The organism is Hymenobacter negativus, assembly GCF_016056375.1.
GTDB lineage: Bacteria > Bacteroidota > Bacteroidia > Cytophagales > Hymenobacteraceae > Hymenobacter > Hymenobacter negativus_A.
Map to the genome: position 1 here is coordinate 220,327 of NZ_JAEDAE010000006.1, position 20,040 is coordinate 240,366.

A 20,040-nucleotide genomic window follows, 5' to 3' on the forward strand; every position below is an offset into this window, starting at 1 on the left:
TAAGCAGCCCGAATAGGTGGGCCAGCGTCTGGCCTGCATCTTTACCGTCATGGAAGGGTTAACGAAAATTGACGACCTCGGCAAGCCGCGCGTGGTGATTGTGGGCGGTGGCTTCGGCGGCCTGGAGCTGGCCAAGGCCCTAGCCGATGTGCCGGTGCAGGTGGTACTGATTGACAAGCAGAACTACCACGCATTCCAACCGCTGCTGTACCAGGTAGCCACGGCCGGGCTGGACGAGGGCGACATCGTGTCGCCGTTTCGCAAAATCCTGAATCAGCAGGACAACTTCTACTTCCGGCTGGCCGAAGTCACCAGCATCGACGCCGAGGAACAGGTGGTGGAAACCACCATTGGCCTCATCCGCTACGACTTTCTGGTGCTGGCCACGGGTGCGAACACCAACTACTTCGGCGATGCGGTGATGGCCAAAAACGCCATTGCCATCAAGACCGTGGAAGATGCCCTGGAGCTGCGCAACACGGTGCTTTCCAACTTCGAACAGGCCCTGCAGCTCGGCGATTATGAGCAACTGAACAGCATGCTGGACTTCGTGATTGTGGGCGGCGGCCCCACGGGCGTAGAAATTGCGGGCGCGCTGAGCGAGCTGCGCACCCACGTGTTCCCGAAGGACTACCGCGAAATCGACTTCAAGGAAATGGACATCCACGTGGTGCAGAGCGGGCCGGTGCTGCTGAAAGGCATGTCGGCCAACGCTTCGGCCAAGTCGCTGGAATACCTGAAGAAGCTGGGCGTGCAGGTGTGGCTCGATACGCGGGTGAAGTCCTACGACGGCTACACCGTGACGCTCAACAACGGCCAGCAACTCATTGCGCGCACCCTGATTTGGGCGGCGGGCGTGACGGGTGCGCCCATCGCGGGCCTCAACGCCGAGTGCCTGGTATCGGGCAACCGCTACCTGGTGGACGGCTACAACCGCGTGCACGGCTACGAGAACATCTTCGCCATCGGCGACATTGCCATCATGAAAACCGAGGCCACCCCCGAGGGCCACCCCATGGTGGCGCAGCCCGCCATTCAGCAGGGCGACTGGCTGGGTCGCAACCTCAAACGCCAGCTCAACGGCCAGCTCATGGAGCATTTTGTGTACCACGACAAGGGTGCGATGGCCACCATCGGCCGCAACCACGCCGTGGCCGACATCAAGCTCTTCGGCCGCGAATACCACTTGGACGGCTTCATTGCCTGGCTGGCCTGGAGCTTCATCCACGTCATGTCGCTGGTTAGCTTCCGCAACCGCGTGGCCGTTTTCTTCTCCTGGGCCTGGAATTACTTCACCCAAGACAAGGGTCTGCGCTACATCATCGGCAAAACCAAGGCCCCGCTGGTGGAGAAGGACATGGAAGAGAAGGCTATTGTGTAGAGACGCAATATTTTGCGTCTCGTCGTTGAACGTGAAGACGGAATGCAAACATAGAGACGCGAATACGTGTCTCTACAAAAACCCTCTCCCCATGCCCCTCACCGGCACGCTCAGCATCCTCACCGATATGTTTGCGCCGGCGGTGCTGGTGTCGGCCTGTGCGTCGCTCATCCTCACCACGTCGCAGCGCCTGAGCCGCAGCGTGGAGCGGCAGCGCGAAGTGGCCCGGCTGCTGCATCACCACCAGCGCCACCAGCCCGCCCCGGAGCCGGCCGAGCGCACCCACCTCCGGCTGCAATTGTCGTTTGCTATCCGGCGGGCGCGGATGCTCCAGCAGGCCATGACGGTGCTGCACCTCACGCTGGGGGTGTTCATTGCCAGCATCCTTAGCATTGGCGTGTTCGAGCTTACGCACAGCGCCGCTACCTGGGTGGTGGCCGCGCTCAGCGTGCTGGGGGCCGGGCTGCTGCTCGTGGCCAGCGTGCTACTCATCCGCGAGTCGCGCCTCGCCCTGGCCGATGTGGCGGAAGAAACCGCGTACCTGACGCGGCTGGAGTAGTGCGAGAAGCTACTGACTGGCATGCCTGTCCAACAACTATCCATGCAGCGTGTAGCTGAGGCCTTTCGACTACGTTGTCATGCTATCCGCGAGCAAGATGCCTCGACTACGCCCGGTATAGCGTTTTCTATGCCGGACAACGTGCTTTTGTCCGCCCGCAAATGCGCCGCGCCGTAGCTTACGGCCCGCAAACCCCTCCCCTACTCATGCCCGACCTCACTGTATCCTTTATCCAGACCGCGCTGCACTGGCACGATGCTGCTGCCAACCGCGCCGCCTTCGACCAGTTTTTAGCCCAGCAAACCGTTCCGGCCGACGTGATTGTGCTGCCCGAGATGTTCACCACCGGCTTCAGCATGGACGCCGCCGCCCAGGCCGAAACCATGCAGGGCGCCACCGTAGCCTGGATGCGCCAGCGCGCCGCCGACCATGACGCAGTCGTCACCGGCAGCGTCATCATCGAGGAAGACGGCCATTTCTACAACCGCCTGCTTTGGGTGCGCCCCGACGGCAGCCTGCGCTGCTACGACAAGCGCCACCTCTTCACACTGGCCGGCGAACAGCACACCTACACCCCCGGCCACGAGCGCCTGGTGGAGGACTGGCGCGGCTGGCGCATCTGCCCGCTGGTGTGCTACGATTTGCGCTTCCCGGTCTGGAGCCGCAACCAGCCCACGGCGCCCTACGACCTGCTGCTCTACGTGGCCAACTGGCCCGCTGTGCGCCGCACCGCCTGGATGACCCTACTCCGCGCCCGCGCCATCGAGAACGTGGCCTGCACCCTGGGCGTGAACCGCATCGGCGAAGACGGCAAAGGCTACGCTTACTCCGGCGACTCGGCTTTGATTGATGCCAAAGGCGAATACCTGGTGGAAGCCCACGCCCAGGACGGCATTTTTACTAACACGCTAAGCCGGACCGAGCTGGATGATTTCCGCGCTAGGTTCACTGCGCTGAATGACGGAGACGCGTTTGAGTTGCTGGGGTAATAAAGTCTGTCATGCCGGGCACCGCCTGTCATTGCGAGTGGAGCGTAGCAGAACGCGGCAATCCGTCCTCCAGATGCGACCAGCCTTGATATGTGACAAAGTATTTTTTTTAACAATAGGAAGCCCCGACACTGTGAAGTATCGGGGCTTTCTGGTAAAAGAAAAGGTCTGGTTTCGACAGGACGGATTGCCGCGTTGCGCTGCGCTCCACTCGCAATGACAGGCGGTGCCCCTACCGCACCAGCAAGCGCTGCACGGCGGCGGCTCCGTCAGTGCCTTCGGCGCGCACCAGGTACACGCCGGCGGCCAGGCCGGTGAGGTCGAGCGTGTGGCGGCGCTGGGCCGCATCAGCAGCCTGCACCACGCGGCCCGTGAGGTCGAGCACCGAAACGCGGGTGGGCAACGCGGTTTCGACGGTGGCCGTGGCGGTGGCGGGGTTGGGGTAGATGCTCAGAGCCAGGGCGCGGGCCGCTTCGGTACGGGTGGCCATGACGGTGCGGTTGCGAGTGCCGTAGCTCAGCAGGCCGCCAGCCTCAGTGCCTACAAATAGCTCGGGCGCGCCGTCGCCGTTGAGGTCGTTGGCGGCCAAGCCGTAGTGCGAGTAGTCGCCCAGGCCTAAGCGGGTGGGCTCGTAGAGCGTGGTGAGGGGGTTGTACTGCAAATCGGTGCGCTCCGCAAACAAAGCGGGCGACTGGTTGCGGTAGTCGGAAAACAGGCGCAGGTAGCCAGTGGCATCGGCCGTGAGCAGGTCGGGGCGGCCGTCGCCATCGAAGTCGGCCACGGTGGGGCTCAGGTTGGCGGGCCGGTCGCCCGAGGCGGTGCGAATGTGGCCGTAGTCGTTGTTCACCAGCACAAAAGCGCTGTCCAGCGGGCCGCGGCCACGGTTGCGGAAGTAGCGCAGAGCCATGCCCGGCTCGCGCACCTCGTTGGTCCCGATGAGCAGGTCGACGTAGCCGTCGTTGTCTACGTCGGTGAAGCAAGGCATGTCGTCCTTGGTATAAGGTAGCAGGCCGGTGCCGGTGGTAGCAAACTGGGGCTTGAAGCTGACGGCATTAGCCGCGTTGAAAGCCACGGGCCGGCCGGCGGCGGCCGTGTTCAGGATGTAGTAGATAATGTTGGCGCCCCGGTCCCAGGCGGCATAGGCCAGGTCGATGGCACCGTCGCGGTTCAGGTCAACGAGCACAGGCTTGAGGCCTTCCAGGCCCAGGGCAGCCAGGCCCAGGTAGTCGCTGGTCACGAACTGGAACACCGGCCGGGTGCGGGTGCCCACGTTGCGATAGTAGGTGAGGTTGGCGCGGTACACGTTGTTCACGCGGTCGGCGTGGTTGCCGATGAGCATATCGGGCAGGCCGTCGCCGTCGATGTCGCCGAAAGTGGGCGCGGCCCCCTCGCTCACGTCAATCATGTCGTTTTGCAGGAAACCGGCCGGCTGGTTGGTGTAAACTGGGGCGCCGCTGGTGGCCGAGTTGATGAATAGCTGCACATTGTTGCGCATGCTCACCAGGTCCGACACGTTGTTGAGCATGTTGGACGCCACCACCAAATCCAGCTTGCCGTCGAAGTTGGCATCGAACTGGTAGCCAGCCGGAAAGACAGGCACTCGCGCCGGCGTGGCCGCCGACGGAAAGCTGGCGCTGATGCCGGCCTGCGTGATAACCGGCACCGCTGTGGTGCCCATATTCAGCAGGCGGGCCAGTTCGGGGCAGTTGTCGCGGCCGTCAAGCAGGTCCTGGTCGCCGTCGCCGTCGAGGTCGACCAGCAGCAGGCTGTGGCCGCCGGTGTGGGTGGGCTTGCCGGCCGTGAAACACTGCTGGCCGGTGAGCTTGAACTCGGCACAGCCGCCACAGGACTGCACATCGCCCCAGTGGTCGGTGGTGAGCGTGAAGGTGAGGGCGCTGCCGCAGGTGCCGGGGCTGGTATTAATGTATTGCTCGATGAACGTGGCGCTGATAAAATCATACGTCATAATGTCGAGCTTGCCGTCGCCGTTCACGTCCTGAATGGCCGGCATATTATAGCCTCCGATGGTGAGGTTGGCCGTGCCCGTGAAGCTGCCGCCGAAGCGAATCTGGTTGGTGGCGAGGGCGAAGCTGGGCCGGCCATTCACCAGGGTATTGCGGAACACCCGGATTTCGCCCCCGTTGATGTAGGTAAACAAATCGGGGCGGCCGTCGCAGTCGTAGTCGCGCAGCAAGGCCCAGCCGCGGATATCGCTGGGGAAGAGGCTTTCGTACTGCGGGGCATACTGCCAGCGGCGGCCGTTGGGGGCCGTGGGCGCGGCCACGCTCAGGAAAGTATAGCAGCGGCTGCTTTCATGGTCGAAGGCGAACAGGTCCGGCTGGCCGTCGTTGTTCAGGTCGATGGTGCTGAACTGGGGCGTGTTGAAGCCACCGGCCCAGGCATTGCGCAGGGTATCGGTGCCCTGCACGACTTTGGCCGTGGCCCGGCTCTCAAACCCAAAGGCCGCACTGCCCGACTGGGCCCGGGCCACCCCGGAAAAAGCCAGCGAAGCCAGCACCAACGCGTAAAAACGATTCATCAGAAAGGAAGTGGTTAAAGGTGAAAAAGGATTCGCAGCGCGCGGTACAAAAATCACGCCCACCTTTGCAGCAAGTTACACCCGGTTTGCTTTTCCAGTTCCGCAGCATGTTGCTCTATTCCCGTTATTTGGCCGCCGGCGGCCTTGTCAGCACCGATTCGCGCCAGCCCCAGCCCGGCACCCTGTTCTTCGCCCTGAATGGCCCCAGCTTTCGCGGAGCCGATTTTGCCCCGCAGGCCCTGGCCGCCGGCGCCAGCCACGCCGTGGTCGACGACGTGCTGCTGGCCGCTTCGGACCCCATCCACTACACCTACGCCCCCGACCCGCTGGTGGCCCTGCAGCAGCTAGCCCGGCACCACCGCCGGCAATTCCACATTCCGGTGCTGGCCATTACGGGCTCCAACGGCAAGACCACTACCAAGGAGCTGCTCACGGCCGTGCTGGCGCAGCATTTCAAGGTGCTGGCCACGATAGGGAACTTCAACAACCACATCGGGGTACCGCTCACGCTGCTGCGCCTGCGCCAGGGCGAGCACGACTTCGCCGTGATTGAGATGGGGGCCAACCACCGGGGCGAAATCGCGGCCTACTGCGAATGGGCCGAGCCTACCCACGGCCTCATCACCAACATCGGCAAGGCCCACCTCGAAGGCTTTGGCGGGGCCGAGGGGGTGGCCCTGGGCAAGGGCGAGCTGTTCGACTACCTCACCCGCACCGGCGGCACGGCCTTCGTGAACACGCTGGATGCACGCTTGCCGTCGCTGGCGGCGCAGGTGCCTGTTATCCGCACCTACCCCCGCGTGATGGACGACTACCCCGCCACGCTGCTCTCGGCCGCGCCGGCCGTGGCCCTGCGCCTGGGCGACAATACCGAAGTGGTGGCCCAGCTCACTGGCGATTACAACTTCCCCAACCTGGCCGCCGCCGCCGCCGTGGGCCAGTATTTCGGCATCTCAACCGATATGATTGCCGCGGCTCTGGCCCGCTACAACCCACAGAACAACCGCTCGCAGCTGGTGCGCACGCCCGCCGGCAACGAGTTGGTGCTGGATGCCTACAACGCCAACCCCAGCAGCATGAGCGCGGCCCTGCGCAGCTTCGCGGCCCGCCCGGTGGCAGCTGGCCAAACCAAGCTGGTGTTGCTGGGTGATATGTTTGAGCTGGGCGACGACAGCCCCGCCGAGCACCGCAACCTCGGCCAGCTGCTGGCGGAGCTGCAATTGCCACAAGTATTGCTCATCGGTCCGGAAATGGCGCGGGCAGCCGCGCAAGCCGGCTCCGCGCAGCACTTCGCCACCAAAGCCGAGGCGGCCGAGTGGCTCCGCGCCCACCCCGTGCGCAACCGGCAGGTGCTGGTGAAAGGCAGCCGCGGCATGGCCCTGGAAACGCTGGTGGAGCTGCTGTAGCCTGTTATTGCGAGGAGGCACTACGAAGCAATCCGTCCTGTTCTCAGCAACAAGCCCTAAAATGTGATAAGCCCTGGCACTGTGCAGTACCGGGGCTTGTCACTTTATAAAATGGCTGGTTTTGGCAGGACAGATTGCCGCGCTCCACTTCGTTCCGCTCGCAATGACAGGCGGGAACTCAGAACGGGCTGTCGAGTTGGGCCAGGGTGGGCTGCACGGCGTCTTTAGGGGAAATTATGGCTTCCGACACGCCCCACTCGATGCCCAGGGCCGGGTCGTTCCAAAGCAGGCCGCCTTCGCTGGCGGGCGCGTAATAGTCGGAGCACTTATATAGAAACAGCGTGTCTTCCTCGAGCGCCACGAAGCCGTGGGCGAACCCGGCCGGCACAAACAATACGTTTCCCCGGGCCTCGCTCAGCTCGACTTGCACGTGCTGGCCATAGGTAGGCGAGTCGCGGCGGATATCGACCACTACGTCGAGGGCGCGGCCTTTGGCCACGCGCACCAGCTTGGCCTGGGCATGGGGCGGGCGCTGAAAATGCAGGCCGCGCACCACCCCGGGCTGCGATTTTGATTGATTGTCCTGCACCCAATCGAGGTCGGCGGGCAGGCCCAGGCTTCCCATCAGGCGGGCGCTGAAGGTTTCGTAAAAAACACCGCGCGGGTCGCCGAACAGACGGGGGGTGAATTCAATCAGGCCGGCGATGGGGAAGGTTTTGGTTTCCATTGGGGCAAAGGTAGAAGGTTAGGCAAGATGGTGTGGCGGGGTAAAGGAGGAATTAATGTTCGGCTGCCATCCTAAGCGCAGCGAAGGACCTTCTCACGTGAGCATTAGTCGCTCAAACGTGAGAAGGTCCTTCGCTGCGCTTGGGATGACGGAAGGGCGCTACCTCCGCTGCACGGCCGCCACCGCCGAGATGTATTTATCCAGCACCAGCCGCTCATCGAACTTGGTTTCGGCCAGGTAGCGGCTGTTCTGGCCCATGCCGCGCAGGTCGGCGTCGCTCAGGCGCAGCACCTGCAGCATTTTGGCGGCCAGGTCTTCGCCGTTGCGCACCTGGCAGAGGTAGCCGTTGCGGCCATCTACCACGGTTTCGCGGCAGCCGGGCACGTCGGTGGTCACGATGGGCTTGCCCACGGCGGCCGCCTCAAGCAGGGTTTTGGGGGTGCCTTCGCGGTAGCTGGGCAGCACGACGCAGTCGGCGCGGTGCAGGTGGGCGGCCACGTCGTCGGAGCGGCCCAAGTATTCGATGTCGCCGCTCTTGAGCCACTCCTCAAACGTGGCGCGGGGCACGCCCACGCCGCCGGCCTCATCGAGCCCGCCCAGGAGCTGGATGCGGGTGCCCGGCACGGCCTGCCGGATAATCTTAGCCGCCTCGAAGTATTCGACCACGCCCTTCTCATACAGCACCCGCGCCACCATCAGGAACACAAACGGCTGGTTACGCCGGAACTCGGCCGCGGGCTTGAACTTGTTGGTGTCGACGCCGGAGCCGGGCAGCAGGTCGGTGATTTCGCGCTTTACCAGGCCGTTATCGAGGAACAGCTGCCGGTCGTCGCCGTTCTGAAAAAACACCTTAGCCGGGAAGCGGAACGCGAAGCGGTAGAGCCCCAGCGCGATTTTGCTCACGAAATTTTTGACAATGAACACCGTGCCCAGCCCGCTCACGTTGTTGATGCTGGGGATGCCCGCGATGCGCGCCGCGATGCTGCCGTAGATATTGGGCTTGATGGTGTAGTGAAGCACCACATCGGGCCGCTCGCGCCGGTAGATGCGGTAGAAACGGCGCGTGAGGGCGGCGTCCTTGATGGGATTGGTGCCCTTATTTTCCATCAGAATGGGCACGAAGCGGCAGCCCAGCTCGGTTTCGAGGCGCGCCGAATAGTCATCGGGCGGGGCAATGGCCAGCACTTCGTGGCCGGCAGCCTGCAAGGCTCGCACGAGGCTGGCGCGGAAATTCCAAATATTCCAGCTGGTATTGATGACGATGGCGACGCGCAAGGGAGTGAGGGAGTGAGGGAGTGAATGAGTGCAAAGGTCGGGCCTACGAGGGTTAGAGTCGTGCGGTTATTTCACATGCTCGCTCAGTCACTCCCTCACTCATTCACTCTTTCGCCGGTACTTTGTGGGCTCTTTGCGTGTTGTGCCTGCTATGAATCTTCGTCTTCCGGTCTTTTTATTTCTTTTGGCGCTGGTGCCGCAAGTAGCGCCGGCCGCGCCGCCGGTGCTGCCCGGCCAGGCCATTTTCCAGAAAAACTGCGTGCGCTGCCACGGGGCCAACGGCAGGCTGGGCCTCAACGGCGCGCACGACCTCACCAAAAGCAACCTCAACGCTTTCGGCCGCACTTACCTCGTCACCAATGGCATGGGCAAGATGCCGGCGTTCGGCAAGATGCTCACGCCGGCCCAGGTGCAGCAGGTGGTGGCCTATTCGCTCACGCTGAAGTAGGTGCGGGGTCGCACCCGGTAGGGCTTGCCCCCGCCCGTCGTTGTACGGCCTTTGTTAGGTTTGCAACGTACCCCTTATTTGTTCAACGACGGGCGGGGGCAAGCCCCGCACCCTACTCAGACTCTTTACCTATGGCAACCACCCAATCCGGCGGCCGCAAGCACACCAACAGCACCCGCCACATCGGCGCCGTCGACGGCGTGAAGGGCCGGGCCGGCCGCCTCCTGCTGAAAGCATCCGACAACGGCACTTACGAAACCGCCAAAGAGCAGGAAACCGCCGTGCTCGTGAGCGTGCCCCCGCGCCGGCAGTCCGAAGCCCAAACCACCGAATACCTTGACGAGCTGGCATTTCTGATTGAAACGGCTGGCGCCACCGCCACCAAGCGCTTCGTGCAGCGGCTCGAAAAACCCGACATCCGCACCTACGTGGGCGAAGGCAAGCTGGCCGAAATCAAAGCTTACGTGCAGCACGAAGGCACCAGCATGGTGGTGTTCGACGATGACCTCTCCCCTTCCCAGTTGCGCAACCTGGAGGCCGAGCTGCTGGTGAAAATCGTGGACCGCTCGCTGCTTATTCTCGACATTTTTGCGCTGCGGGCCAAGTCGGCCACTTCGCGCACCCAGGTCGAGCTGGCGCAGTACCAGTATTTATTGCCCCGCCTCACCGGCCTGTGGACTCACCTGGACAAGCAGCGCGGTGGCGTGGGCATGAAAGGCCCGGGCGAGACGGAAATCGAAACTGACCGGCGCATTGTGCGCGACCGGATTGCCTTCCTCAAGGAGAAGCTCGAAGACCTTGACAAGCAGAGCCACACCCAGCGCAAGTCGCGCGGCGGCAACATCCGGGTGGCGCTGGTGGGCTACACCAACGTGGGCAAAAGCACGCTGATGAACGTGCTGGGCAAAGCCGAAGTATTCGCCGAAAACAAGCTCTTCGCCACCGTGGACGCCACCACGCGCAAGGTGGTGCTCGACAACACGCCGTTTCTGCTCTCCGACACCGTTGGGTTTATCCGCAAGCTGCCCACCAAGCTCATCGAGAGCTTTAAGAGCACGCTGGATGAAATCCGGGAAGCCGATTTGCTGCTGCACGTGGTGGATATCTCGCATCCCGGCTTCGAGGAGCAGATTCAGGTAGTGAACGACACGCTGGCCGACATCGGCGCGGCCGACAAGCCCACGCTGCTGGTATTCAACAAAATCGACCAGTATCGGCCCGACGATGCCGAACAGGACCCCTTCGGCGAAGTGCAGGAGGTGGAGGACGACGGCACCGCCCCGCGCCCGCCATTGGCGCAGCTGCAAGCCACCTACATGGCCAAGCTGCACGACCCGGTAGTGTTCGTGTCGGCCCAGGACCGTACTAACCTGGACGAGCTGCGCGAGCTGCTGGGCAAGCGCGTGGCGGCCCTGCACCAGCAGCGCTACCCCTACCAAGCCAACAACTGGGCCAGCGAATAGCACGACCAGTCCAGCGGCGTTATCAAATTGTTGCCGGGCCAGGCGGGCATGAACGTTACGTGAATATTATCGTAAGGGCGAAGGTCGGGCTTATCAGGCCCGGCCTTTTTCGTTATGAACCAGGTGCGTTTTCTTGGGTTGGGTGGTTTGCTGCTGCTAGGTTTGGGCCGGGCCGCCGCGCAGGATATTCCCGTGTACCCGCCGCCCGCGCCGCTCGATACGGCCGGCGTGCGCTCCGATGCCCAGACCTTTGCCAACTCGCAGGTGGTGGGCATGGGGCCAAGCAAGGGCCTGATTGTGAAATACGAGCGGATTCCAGGCAATTTCAGCCTGAAAAGCACGGCAGTGGGCGGAGGCGCTGATTACAACACGCAAGTCAGTAAAAACGCAAATCTTGTCATCAAGGCTTATGCGCCGCTGCTCAACCACCCGCACCTCAAGCTTATTCTGGGCCTGAATTACGACCGGCAGGAGTTCCAGTTCAGCACGCCCGCCACCACCGACCAGTACGGCCTTTACAGCAATATTGAGAACAAGGGCCTGAGCATTATCGGGGCGCAGCTGGCCGTGATTCGGCCCGTGGATGCGGTGCACTGGTACCTTTTCCGCACCAAAACCGAGCTCAACGGCGACTACAATTCCGACGAGCTCAGCGTGAGCGACTACCTCAAAGTCACTTCCGAATTTATTTACGGCTGGAAGCGCAGCCCCACCTTTGCCTGGGGCCTGGGGGTGCAGCTGGGCTACACGCTGGGCCGCCAAAGCATCTATCCTGTCCTGGTGTACAACCGCACGTTCAGCCCGCGCTGGGGCGTGGAGGCGCTGTTTCCGGCCCGGGTGCTGGTGCGGCGCAACCTCTCGCCCTCTTCGCTGCTGTTTGCCGGCTACGAGGTGGCCAGCAACAACTACAACCTCAAGCTGCGCACCCCTTTCCCAGCGCCCAACAACCCCAAGGTCACCTCGCTGGAGCTGCGCCAGATTGATTTGAAATTCCGCCTGCGCTACGAGCGGGAGCTATTGTCCTTCCTCTGGACGGGCATCGAGGCCGGCTACCGCTACAACTACCAGTTCAACGCTTTCGACCGCACCAATAACACCCGCGACCGCCTCATCGACAGTCAGCTCGGCGGCACGCCCTACGCCAGCCTCGACCTGTTCATCGTGCCGCCCCGGAAGCTGCTGCAGAAAGCCGAACGCAGCCGGAAATAAGGAAAAGGCCGCTTTTACTCTCCACCTGCACTAATTCTATTTCCTCTTACGCCTGGCTTTTGACGCGGTGTAAAGCCGTTTCACCCCTATCTGATAACACCTTCTTCCTCAACCACTCCCGCACGGGCTCGTCGTACAACTTCAGGCACGCATATGCCAGTGCCACAGCCGCCAGATAGACCAGTGCCGCTACGGGCAAGCCCGCACGCAAGGGCACTTTATGGGCGGCGACCCAGGCCGTGTAGGTGTAGATGAGCGGATAGTGCGTGATGTAAATCGGGTACGAAATATCGCCCAGGAAGCGGCACAGCCGCTGGGCCGCCCCCGGGAGCACCGCCCCGCTCGCCCCGAAGAAGATGATGCCGGGAAAGACGAAAATGATGCAGAGCGCATCGTAGAGCCCGTTTTGCCAGAGGTGCGCGGGGCTGCCGATGCGGGGCATGGCCAGCACCGCCACCACCGCCAGGCTGCACCACCAAAAGGCATGCCGTACCGCCCGCAGCCGCGCCAGCCGGAACAGCAGCAGCCCTGCAAAAAACGGGTACATCATGCGGGCGAAGCCGATGTGCAACTGCTCGGACTCCAGCGACCAGCCCCCGATGACGTCGCCCTGGGGACTAGTGAGGCCCAGGTGTAACAGCGCCCCCGCCGATAGCACCACCAAGATGCCCAACGCCACGGTGGAGAAACGGCGCACCACGGTTGCGTAGAGCACGTTAGCTACGTATTCGAAGAATAGCGACCAGCCCGGCCCGTTGAGCGGATAGGTTTCGTGCCAGCCTCGGACATCGAGGGACGGCGGCACCGGCACCATGAAACACCCAATAAGCATGACCAGCAGCATCTTCCATACCGGCGTCTGGCCGATGAGGGGGAACAGCGCCGATTCCTGGAAGTAGAAGAACCCCGCCCCAATCAGCATGCCCAGCACCACCATGGGTTGAAGCCGTACCAGCCGCCGCTTGAAAAAACTGCCCACCGTCATGTTGCCCCACCGGTCGTCGTAGGCGTAGCCAATCACGAACCCGGACAGCAGAAAAAAGAAATCCACCGCCAGGTAGCCGTGGTTAATCACCTGGTCGAAGTGGCTGGTGGCGTGGGCTTCGCACAGGTGGAAGGCTACCACCGTGAGCGCAGCCACGCCCCGCAGGCCGTCGAGAATGGGGTAATGGGGCTTGGTGGGTAGCGGGGCAGGCTGCATGCGGACGCGGGTTAGGCCGGAGGGGAGCACAAATCTATTGAAGATTTTAACTGATGCTCAGCAGGATATTCTCGACTAGGCATCGAATTACTCCCCGCTTTTCCACTGCCACCGCCGCTTATTTTTTGGCCAAGCGGCGCTTCTGGCCCTTCAGCCACGCATAGGTGGCCTCCTGAGCCCGCAGGGGCTTCTCGCCCTCCCCAGCGGGGATGAATGCATTCTCAAAGTCGCGGGCCTTCACGTTGTCGTGGCGCTGGAAATCGAGCAGCTGGCGCACTTCGGCGCGCAGCTCATCATTCAGAATGGGGAAGGCCACTTCCACGCGCCGGTCGAGGTTGCGGGTCATCCAGTCGGCGGAGGACACGTAGACTTTTTCCTCGCCGCCGTGGCCGAAAACATAGACGCGGCTGTGCTCCAGAAACCGGTCGACAATGCCGCGCTGGCTGATGTTTTCACTGAAGCCGGGCTGGCCCGGCACCAGCCGGCCAATGCCGCGCACGATGAGCTCGACGCGCACGCCGGCGTGGCTAGCCTCGTAGAGCCTGGCAATCATGGCCTCGTCCTCCACGGCATTCACTTTGAGAATGATGTAGGCGTCGTGGCCTTTCTTGGCCTGCTTGATTTCGTAGTCAATCAAGGCGTTGAGGCCGGGGCGCAAGCCGAAGGGCGCTACCAGCAACTGGTGCAGCTCGGGCACGGTGGTTTGGTCGCGCAGGTACTCAAACACGGCGGCCGACTCCTGGGTCAGCCGCTCATCGGCCGTGAACAGGCCGTGGTCGGTGTAGAGGTCGGCGGTGCTCTCGTTGAAGTTGCCGGTGCTGAAATAACCGTAGCGGCGCGTGGTTTCGTCGGCCTCGCGTCGGGTTATCAGCAGGAGCTTGCTGTGCACCTTGAACTCGGGCGGGGTGAAGATGACGTGCGCCCCGGCCCGCTTCAGCTTATCGGCCCAGAAGAGGTTGGATTCCTCATCAAACCGCGCTTTCAGCTCCACCACCACTGTCACTTGCTTGCCGTTTTTGGCGGCTTTCAGCAGGGCCTTTACCACGGCGCTTTTGCTGGCCACGCGGTAGAGCGTGATGCTGATGCCGGATACGCGCGGGTCGGCGGCGGCTTCGCGCAGCAGGCGCGTCACGTAGTCGAACGACTGGTAGGGCGGGTGCAACAGGTGGTCACGCTGGGCGATGGCCGCCAGCAGGCTGCCCGTGCGCGGCAGCGTGGGGTGCGGCAGCGCGGGCCGGGCCGGGTAGTGAAAATCGGCCTCGCCAAAATCGGGAAAGCCGAAGAAGTCGCGGAAGTTGTGGTAGCGGCTGCCCTCCACCAGTTCCTCATCGGTGATGCCGGTTTTCTGCTTGATGGCGCGCAGGACCTCCGCCGGCATGGTGGGGTCGAAGAGCATACGGGCCGGAAAGCCGGTGGCGCGCTTGGCTAGGCTGCTGCGGATTTTCTCCATCAGGTCGCCCGACACTTCTTCCTCGATGTCCAGCTCGGCATCGCGCGAGAGTTTCACGGCATTTACCTCCACCTGCTCATAAGCCGGAAACAAGCTGGCCGCGCCCACCCGGATTACGTCGTCCAGAAACAGCACGTACCGCTCCTCGCCTTCGTCGGGCAGGCGCACGAAGCGGCCGCCGTGGCGCTTGGTGGGCAGCTCCATTATCAGCACCCGCTCGTCGGCGTGCTTGCTTTTGGCTTTGCCGGTGGCAGCGGTTGGCTGGCTCAGGAAGAAGGTGAGGTAGACGGCCTGGTCCTTGAGAAAGAGGTGGTGCAGGGTGTCGTCAAGCGCCACGGGCGAGAGCAGGTCGCGCACGTTTTTTTCGAAGTAGCGGGCCGTCCACTCGCGCTGCTTATCGGAGAGTTCGGCCTCGCTCAGCAGGTGAATGTGGTGGCGGTTGAGCTCGGGCAGTAGCTGCCCGCGAAACGTGGCCCCAAACTCCTCCTGCTGCCGCGTCACTTCGGCCAGCACTGCCTTCAGCTGCCGCTTGGGGCTTTCACCCAGCCGGGCGCGGGTTTTCTTTTTCAGCTTGGTCAGTCGCCGCAGCGTAGCCACGCGCACCTTAAAAAACTCATCGAGGTTGCTGCTGAAAATGGCCAAGAACTTGAGGCGCTCCAGCAGCGGCACGGCATTACTCTGGGCTTCTTGCAGCACGCGGGCGTTGAAACGCAGCCAGCTCAGGTCGCGGGAAAGGGTTTTCATGGGTGGTTTTGTCATTGCGAGTTAAGCGCGGCGAAACGCGGCAATCCGTCCTGTCAATACAGACACTTCTTTTAGCGACCAGCTTACTTCGTTGAGTTTCGCCCTTTACGGCTGTCTTCACAAAAAGGCTTGTCGTGGAAGAAAATGCCTGGTGTTGACAGGACGGATTGCTTCGCCACGCTCGCAATGGAAGGCGGGCCCTGCCTACTCCGCGTTGCGCGGGTAGTCGTAGAAATAAAACTCGGCGTTCACCTTGCTTATTTCCGCCCACTGCTCGCACTCAAAGCGCAGGCACACCACGGCGGCGGTGGGCATCTCGTTGAGACTGGAGGGCGACAGCGCATTGGCGGTTTCGGTGATGGTGGGGTTGTGGCCCACCACCAGAGCCGAGGCCGCCGAATCGGGCAGGTCCTTGATGATGGCGAGAAAATCGTCCACATCGGCCCCGTAGATGCCGGATTCGACCACGATTTTATCGTGCGGGTATTGCATTTCGCGGGCCACCAGCACGGCCGTGCTCATGGCGCGCACGGCGGGCGAGCTCACAATCACGTCGGGGCAGATGCGGCGCTTAGCCAGGGCCTGGCCCATCAGGGGGGCATCGTCGCGGCCGCGGTCGTTGAGGGGGCGCTCCTGGTCGCTGAGCTCATCGAAGCTCCAGCTGGATTTGGCGTGGCGAAGGAGATAGAGGGTTTTCATGGGGGCGAAGCTAACGGGCTTTTGCTTACCCGGCAGGTTAGGAAAAGGTTATGCAGGTTGTTCAGGCAGCCGCAACCAAAAAGCCCCGCCACCAAACCGGCGACGGGGCTTTTTTCTGACTTTTCGATTATTCCACAATCAGCTTTTTCACCACCATTCCCATTTCCGTTGTCAGGCGCAGGGAGTAGATTCCGGGCGCCACGTTGGGCAGCGGCAAAACCTGAGCAGCCAAGCCGGCGGGCAGCACCCGCTGTTGCATCGTCCGGCCCAGAGCATCAACCAACGCGGCCGTTACCGGCTGGTGGCTCAGGCTGAGCGGCAGCTCGATGGCTACCTGATTTTTTGCCGGGTTGGGATACAACGCCACTTGCTGCGCCAGAGCCGCTGAGGCAACAGCCAGCGCCGACCGGGCCGCGAACACCAGCTCGAAGCGCGTGGTGTTGAGCGCGGCGGCATTAGTCACGGTGAATTGATAAATGGGTTGCTGCGTGAGGTCGGTGAGGGTGCCGAGCTGCACGTCGCGCAGGTACACGGCGGCGGTGCTCAGGTTCAGCAGCTGGGTGGCGGTGAGGGTGTAGGTGCCGGCCTGCGGCACGCCCACGGCCAGCGGCACCACGCGCTGAGCGGTGCCCAGAATGGGCTGTCCGTCGATGCTGAGGTTGTGGCCGGCCAGGCCAGTGGAGAGGTTGAGGCCGGAAGGGTTAGACAGCTTTCCAGCATCGTAAGCGGCATCGAAGCCGCTGGTGGCGCCGTTTTCGAAATACACGGTGGCCTCATCCACCAGCGGGCGGCCGACGCCTTGCAATGTGAGCTGCGCCAGAGGCCGAGTTTCGGCCGTGGCGCGCTGGAAGGTGGTGGCGCTGGGCGCAGTCAGGCGCTGGCCGTTGCGGAAGGTGAGGCTGGCCGACGACTGGCCGGCCGCCACGCGGGCAAAAAACGCCTGCCCCACCGGCAGCACCGGGTTGCCGATGTTATTGACGTAGCTGCGGTACTGCCCCGCGTACTGCGCGCTGCTACCAAACACGTAGATGGCATCTTCCAGGCCCGGGCGGTCGGCGGGTGCCACCCGCGAGTAGTCGAGCGGGGCCGGGTACGGGTTGCCCAGCAGCTGCCAGCCGCCGTCGGGGTAGCTGGTGCGGTTGCTGGGCAGGGCCAACTGCTGGTCGCCGCTGGTGAGCGTACCCTGGAAATCGACCGGTTCGCCGGCCCCAATATTCACGGTGTAGCCCCGGCCCACGGCCAGCGCATCGGTCAGCGCGGCCGGCGAGAACCAGCCTTTATCGAAGCTGCTCATGGTATTGGTGAGGGCCAGGCGGCTGTCGTCGTAGCCGAACACGGTTGGGAACGGCCGCACGCTGCCGGGCGCGGCGGCCGAGTTGTAAGCCGGGTTCACTACCGGCACAAAGCTGCCACCGCTGGCCGTGGTGGCCAGGTCGGCCACGGTGGTGTTGCTCACCGGCGCGGAATACTGGCGGTAGCCCAGCCCGGCATTGCCGCTCGGGTCGATGGCGCGCTGCACCGTGGCAGTGCCCAGCACCGCGCCGCCGCTGTTCACCACCAGCCCGTCGGTGGCCACGCCATTGCTCACGCTGGAAATCAGCGTCAGGGCCTGGCCGTTGGTGGTGAGGTTGCCTTGCAGCGTGAGCACGCCTCGAAAGCGGGCAGCGCTGCCCAGCGCGGCCCCGGCCGGCCCCACGCTTAGGTTCTGGACGGTGAGGACGCTACTGCCGCCCAGCGTCTGGCTGGCCGAGCCACTGGTGGCCAAGGTGCCGCCGGAGGCCGCAAAAGTGCCGTTGTTAATCAGGCTGCCCGTCAGGCTGAGCGTGCCGCCGCTCTGGCCGATGGTCGTTTCGGCGTTGATGGTGAGGTTGCGGGCCGTGGCCGTGCCGGTGCTCAGCAGCGGGTAGCGGCCGGTGGCGTTGGTTGGAATAAAAGCATCGGTGGTAGCCGTGGGCACGCCGCCGGTCCAGTTGGCGGCATCAAACCAATCAGTGCTTACCGCGCCGGTCCATAGCGTGGCAAACTCGTAGGCCCCCAGGTCGGGCGCGGCGCCGCTGTAGGGAAAGCCCACGTCGATGCCAGCGTCAATCAGGTCGCTGCCGGAGGCCAGGCGCAGCGTGGCGATGACCGGCAGGCTGCCGTCGGCCTGGCGCGGCGACCGCAGCAGGGTGGTGTCCAGGCTCACGAAGTCGCTGGGGTCCACCGTCACGGCGGGGTTCAGGAAGGTATTGTGGTCGGTAGTGTTGGCCCCGGGCGTGGCGTCGTAGTTGTTCAGGTCGCGGGTAGCGGCGTTGGTGGAGCGGGGCAGCAGGCTGATGTTGTTGCGCAGCGTGTGGTGGTAGCCGGGCACTTCGGTCTGGAAATCGGTGGCATTCCGGGCCTTGCGGTTCAGCATGTCGAAGTTCACGGCGTTGTTATAAGCCGTGTTGTTGAGCCAGGTGCTGCCCTCCAAATGGTGGTTGGAGTAGAAGCCGTTCGACTTGTTGCGCACCGACACGCAAAACCGGACGGTGTTGCTGGGCACCGGCGACGGAATGCCCGTCAGGGCCGTCGAGCCGTAGCCGCCCGCCTTGAAGCCGTTGCCATCGCCCCGGCTCACAAAGTTCTGGGTATAGCCGTTATAAAATGCCCAGCAGTTCTCAAACGTGGTGGCGGTGTAGGCCGAAATGCAGTCGTAGCCGTCGTCGCTGTTTTGCCAGGCGCGGCACCCGCGAAACACGTTGCCGGTGTAATCAATGCGGTTGGGGTGGCAGCCAAAGCCGTCCACGTTGCCGCCGTTGGCGGTGCCGGTCGAGTTGGGCACGTTGATGTTGTCGTTGTTGCGGTAGGCATCGCAGTTCAGAATGAGGTTGTTCGGGCCCCGGGTCAGGTAGAAGCCGATGGCCTGCCCGTCGTGCATGCTCAGCCGCTCATAAATGTTGTTGCCGCCCGCGCCGCTCTGCGAGAAGCAGATGGACAGCGTGTTGGTGGTGCTGGTAACCCGGGGCACCCGCACGCCCACCACTTCCAGCCCCCGCAGGTGGATGTACGAACCCGTCACCTCAAACGCGCTGACGCGGTACGGGGCCAGCACGTTGGTGGGGTTGGTGACGGTATTGGTGTTGGTGACGTTGGGGTCGACGCTGGCGTAGTTAAACACCGGCCGCTCGCCCGGATACGCCCAGTAGTTGATGCGGCCGGCCGTGGCCGAGCCACTTTTGCTCAGCAGCGTAATGTAGATGTAAGAACCGCTGGCAGCCGTGGAATGCCCCGAGATGTTCGCGTTACTCATCAGGTAAGTGCCGCCGCGCACCCACACCGTGTCGCCGGCCGACACCACCGTTTGGGCCTGCTGAATGGTGAGGAAGGGTTGTTGAATGGTGCCGCTGTTGGCGTCGTTGCCGGTGGGGGCCACGTAGTATTTAGCGGAAAATGCCGGGCCACAGCTCAGGGCCAGCAGGAGGGCAAGAAAGTAATGTTTGAACATAGAATTGGGATGGGAAGTGATGATGGGTTGAACTTACCGGCCTCCTTTGCCCATACTCTCCTGCACTGTTCTGACTGCCCATCAATCACTTCTGCGGCAGGGCCTGCAACCGAAGCAGGCGAAGCCCAGCGTACCTTTTACCGGCTCCTTTTCCAGCTTGCCCGTGCCTTCCCGGCCGGCTCCGGCCCGGCCGGGACCACTGCCTGATGCCTGGCACCCTGCCCTCACCTGCTTCCATACTTCCCTCCTACCTCCGCCGCTTCCAGAAGCTCCGCGTAGCCGCCAGCAAGGCGAAGTACCCTACAAGCCCGCACGGCTGCTAGCCGTGCTTGAAGGCATCGCCTACAGCTCCAATTTGGCCCAGGCGCAGGTCCAAATCACTGAGACGACGACGTATAATAGTGCCTTCACGGCGCGGCGGGCGGTACTGTAGCTGTCCGTAGTCAGAATCGTCATGCTGCCTGAAGCCGAAACATGACGTTCT

Annotated in this window: 15 protein-coding genes; 8 read left to right on the forward strand and 7 right to left on the reverse strand. The window is 63.1% G+C overall.

All coding sequences use genetic code 11. The annotated features are described in order from the left end of the window. The first annotated feature begins 49 nt into the window (after window positions 1–49). The 3 genes from I7X13_RS14505 to I7X13_RS14515 all read left to right on the forward strand — a co-directional run bounded on the left by I7X13_RS14505 (window position 50) and on the right by I7X13_RS14515 (window position 2,929). The gene (locus I7X13_RS14505) at window positions 50–1,381 is read left to right on the forward strand and encodes an NAD(P)/FAD-dependent oxidoreductase (protein ID WP_198069187.1); all 1,332 of its coding nucleotides are present in this window, start codon (window positions 50–52) and stop codon (window positions 1,379–1,381) included. Window positions 1,382–1,472: 91 nt separating this feature from the next. After that, window positions 1,473–1,940 (forward strand): DUF2721 domain-containing protein, encoded by a 468-nt coding sequence (locus I7X13_RS14510; RefSeq protein ID WP_198076039.1) that lies wholly within the window; start codon window positions 1,473–1,475, stop codon window positions 1,938–1,940. A gap of 206 nt (window positions 1,941–2,146) precedes the next feature. Further along, window positions 2,147–2,929: an amidohydrolase gene (locus I7X13_RS14515; protein ID WP_198076040.1), complete on the forward strand. Its 783-nt coding sequence runs from the start codon at window positions 2,147–2,149 to the stop codon at window positions 2,927–2,929. 232 nt (window positions 2,930–3,161) lie between these two features. Here I7X13_RS14515 and I7X13_RS14520 read toward each other — a convergent pair whose 3' ends face one another. Continuing rightward, the gene (locus I7X13_RS14520; protein ID WP_198076041.1) at window positions 3,162–5,468 is read right to left on the reverse strand and encodes a T9SS type A sorting domain-containing protein; all 2,307 of its coding nucleotides are present in this window, start codon (window positions 5,466–5,468) and stop codon (window positions 3,162–3,164) included. A 107-nt stretch (window positions 5,469–5,575) separates the two neighbouring features. On the opposite strand from I7X13_RS14520, the gene I7X13_RS14525 reads away from it, so the two are divergent. Then, on the forward strand, window positions 5,576–6,874 hold the full coding sequence (locus I7X13_RS14525) for a UDP-N-acetylmuramoyl-tripeptide--D-alanyl-D-alanine ligase (protein ID WP_198076042.1): 1,299 nt from the start codon (window positions 5,576–5,578) through the stop codon (window positions 6,872–6,874). A gap of 178 nt (window positions 6,875–7,052) precedes the next feature. Here the strand turns inward: I7X13_RS14525 and rfbC are convergent, their stop codons facing one another. Next, window positions 7,053–7,601, reverse strand: a complete 549-nt coding sequence (rfbC, locus tag I7X13_RS14530; protein WP_198069192.1) for a dTDP-4-dehydrorhamnose 3,5-epimerase — start codon at window positions 7,599–7,601, stop codon at window positions 7,053–7,055. 159 nt (window positions 7,602–7,760) lie between these two features. Continuing rightward, entirely contained in the window at window positions 7,761–8,876 is a 1,116-nt protein-coding gene (locus I7X13_RS14535) for a glycosyltransferase family 4 protein (RefSeq protein ID WP_198076043.1), read from the reverse strand. A 151-nt stretch (window positions 8,877–9,027) separates the two neighbouring features. Between I7X13_RS14535 and I7X13_RS14540 the strand changes: the two genes are divergently transcribed. From I7X13_RS14540 to I7X13_RS14550, 3 genes are all read left to right on the forward strand, one after another. Then, window positions 9,028–9,324 carry a c-type cytochrome gene (locus I7X13_RS14540; protein WP_198076044.1) on the forward strand — a complete coding sequence of 99 codons (297 nt, stop codon included), beginning with the start codon at window positions 9,028–9,030 and terminating at the stop codon, window positions 9,322–9,324. Window positions 9,325–9,455: 131 nt separating this feature from the next. Then, a complete protein-coding gene (hflX, locus tag I7X13_RS14545) occupies window positions 9,456–10,787 on the forward strand; it encodes a GTPase HflX (RefSeq protein ID WP_198069195.1) in 1,332 nt (443 codons plus the stop codon). A 114-nt stretch (window positions 10,788–10,901) separates the two neighbouring features. Next, on the forward strand, window positions 10,902–11,996 hold the full coding sequence (locus I7X13_RS14550) for a hypothetical protein (RefSeq protein WP_198076045.1): 1,095 nt from the start codon (window positions 10,902–10,904) through the stop codon (window positions 11,994–11,996). A gap of 46 nt (window positions 11,997–12,042) precedes the next feature. On the opposite strand, the gene I7X13_RS14555 is transcribed toward I7X13_RS14550, so the two are convergent. The 4 genes from I7X13_RS14555 to I7X13_RS14570 all read right to left on the reverse strand — a co-directional run bounded on the left by I7X13_RS14555 (window position 12,043) and on the right by I7X13_RS14570 (window position 19,556). Then, window positions 12,043–13,197 (reverse strand): acyltransferase family protein, encoded by a 1,155-nt coding sequence (locus I7X13_RS14555; protein ID WP_198076046.1) that lies wholly within the window; start codon window positions 13,195–13,197, stop codon window positions 12,043–12,045. 118 nt (window positions 13,198–13,315) lie between these two features. Then, window positions 13,316–15,391, reverse strand: coding sequence for a polyphosphate kinase 1 (gene ppk1, locus I7X13_RS14560; RefSeq protein ID WP_233454794.1), 2,076 nt, complete (start codon window positions 15,389–15,391; stop codon window positions 13,316–13,318). A gap of 204 nt (window positions 15,392–15,595) precedes the next feature. Beyond that, complete coding sequence (locus tag I7X13_RS14565; RefSeq protein ID WP_198069199.1) at window positions 15,596–16,090, reverse strand: SixA phosphatase family protein; 495 nt, start codon at window positions 16,088–16,090, stop codon at window positions 15,596–15,598. Between the two features lie 127 nt (window positions 16,091–16,217). Then, window positions 16,218–19,556 carry a right-handed parallel beta-helix repeat-containing protein gene (locus I7X13_RS14570; protein ID WP_198076048.1) on the reverse strand — a complete coding sequence of 1,113 codons (3,339 nt, stop codon included), beginning with the start codon at window positions 19,554–19,556 and terminating at the stop codon, window positions 16,218–16,220. 157 nt (window positions 19,557–19,713) lie between these two features. Here I7X13_RS14570 and I7X13_RS14575 point away from each other — a divergent pair, with 157 nt between their 5' ends. Continuing rightward, on the forward strand, window positions 19,714–19,989 hold the full coding sequence (locus I7X13_RS14575) for a hypothetical protein (RefSeq protein ID WP_198076049.1): 276 nt from the start codon (window positions 19,714–19,716) through the stop codon (window positions 19,987–19,989). Window positions 19,990–20,040 lie beyond the last annotated feature (51 nt).

Coding starts and splice junctions, on each gene's coding strand:
- I7X13_RS14505 (WP_198069187.1), top strand. CDS start 50: ATGGAAGGGTTAACGAAAATTGACGACCTCGGCAAGCCGCGCGTGGTG.
- I7X13_RS14510 (WP_198076039.1), top strand. CDS start 1,473: ATGCCCCTCACCGGCACGCTCAGCATCCTCACCGATATGTTTGCGCCG.
- I7X13_RS14515 (WP_198076040.1), top strand. CDS start 2,147: ATGCCCGACCTCACTGTATCCTTTATCCAGACCGCGCTGCACTGGCAC.
- I7X13_RS14520 (WP_198076041.1), bottom strand. CDS start 5,468: ATGAATCGTTTTTACGCGTTGGTGCTGGCTTCGCTGGCTTTTTCCGGG.
- I7X13_RS14525 (WP_198076042.1), top strand. CDS start 5,576: ATGTTGCTCTATTCCCGTTATTTGGCCGCCGGCGGCCTTGTCAGCACC.
- rfbC (WP_198069192.1), bottom strand. CDS start 7,601: ATGGAAACCAAAACCTTCCCCATCGCCGGCCTGATTGAATTCACCCCC.
- I7X13_RS14540 (WP_198076044.1), top strand. CDS start 9,028: ATGAATCTTCGTCTTCCGGTCTTTTTATTTCTTTTGGCGCTGGTGCCG.
- hflX (WP_198069195.1), top strand. CDS start 9,456: ATGGCAACCACCCAATCCGGCGGCCGCAAGCACACCAACAGCACCCGC.
- I7X13_RS14550 (WP_198076045.1), top strand. CDS start 10,902: ATGAACCAGGTGCGTTTTCTTGGGTTGGGTGGTTTGCTGCTGCTAGGT.
- I7X13_RS14555 (WP_198076046.1), bottom strand. CDS start 13,197: ATGCAGCCTGCCCCGCTACCCACCAAGCCCCATTACCCCATTCTCGAC.
- ppk1 (WP_233454794.1), bottom strand. CDS start 15,391: ATGAAAACCCTTTCCCGCGACCTGAGCTGGCTGCGTTTCAACGCCCGC.
- I7X13_RS14565 (WP_198069199.1), bottom strand. CDS start 16,090: ATGAAAACCCTCTATCTCCTTCGCCACGCCAAATCCAGCTGGAGCTTC.
- I7X13_RS14570 (WP_198076048.1), bottom strand. CDS start 19,556: ATGTTCAAACATTACTTTCTTGCCCTCCTGCTGGCCCTGAGCTGTGGC.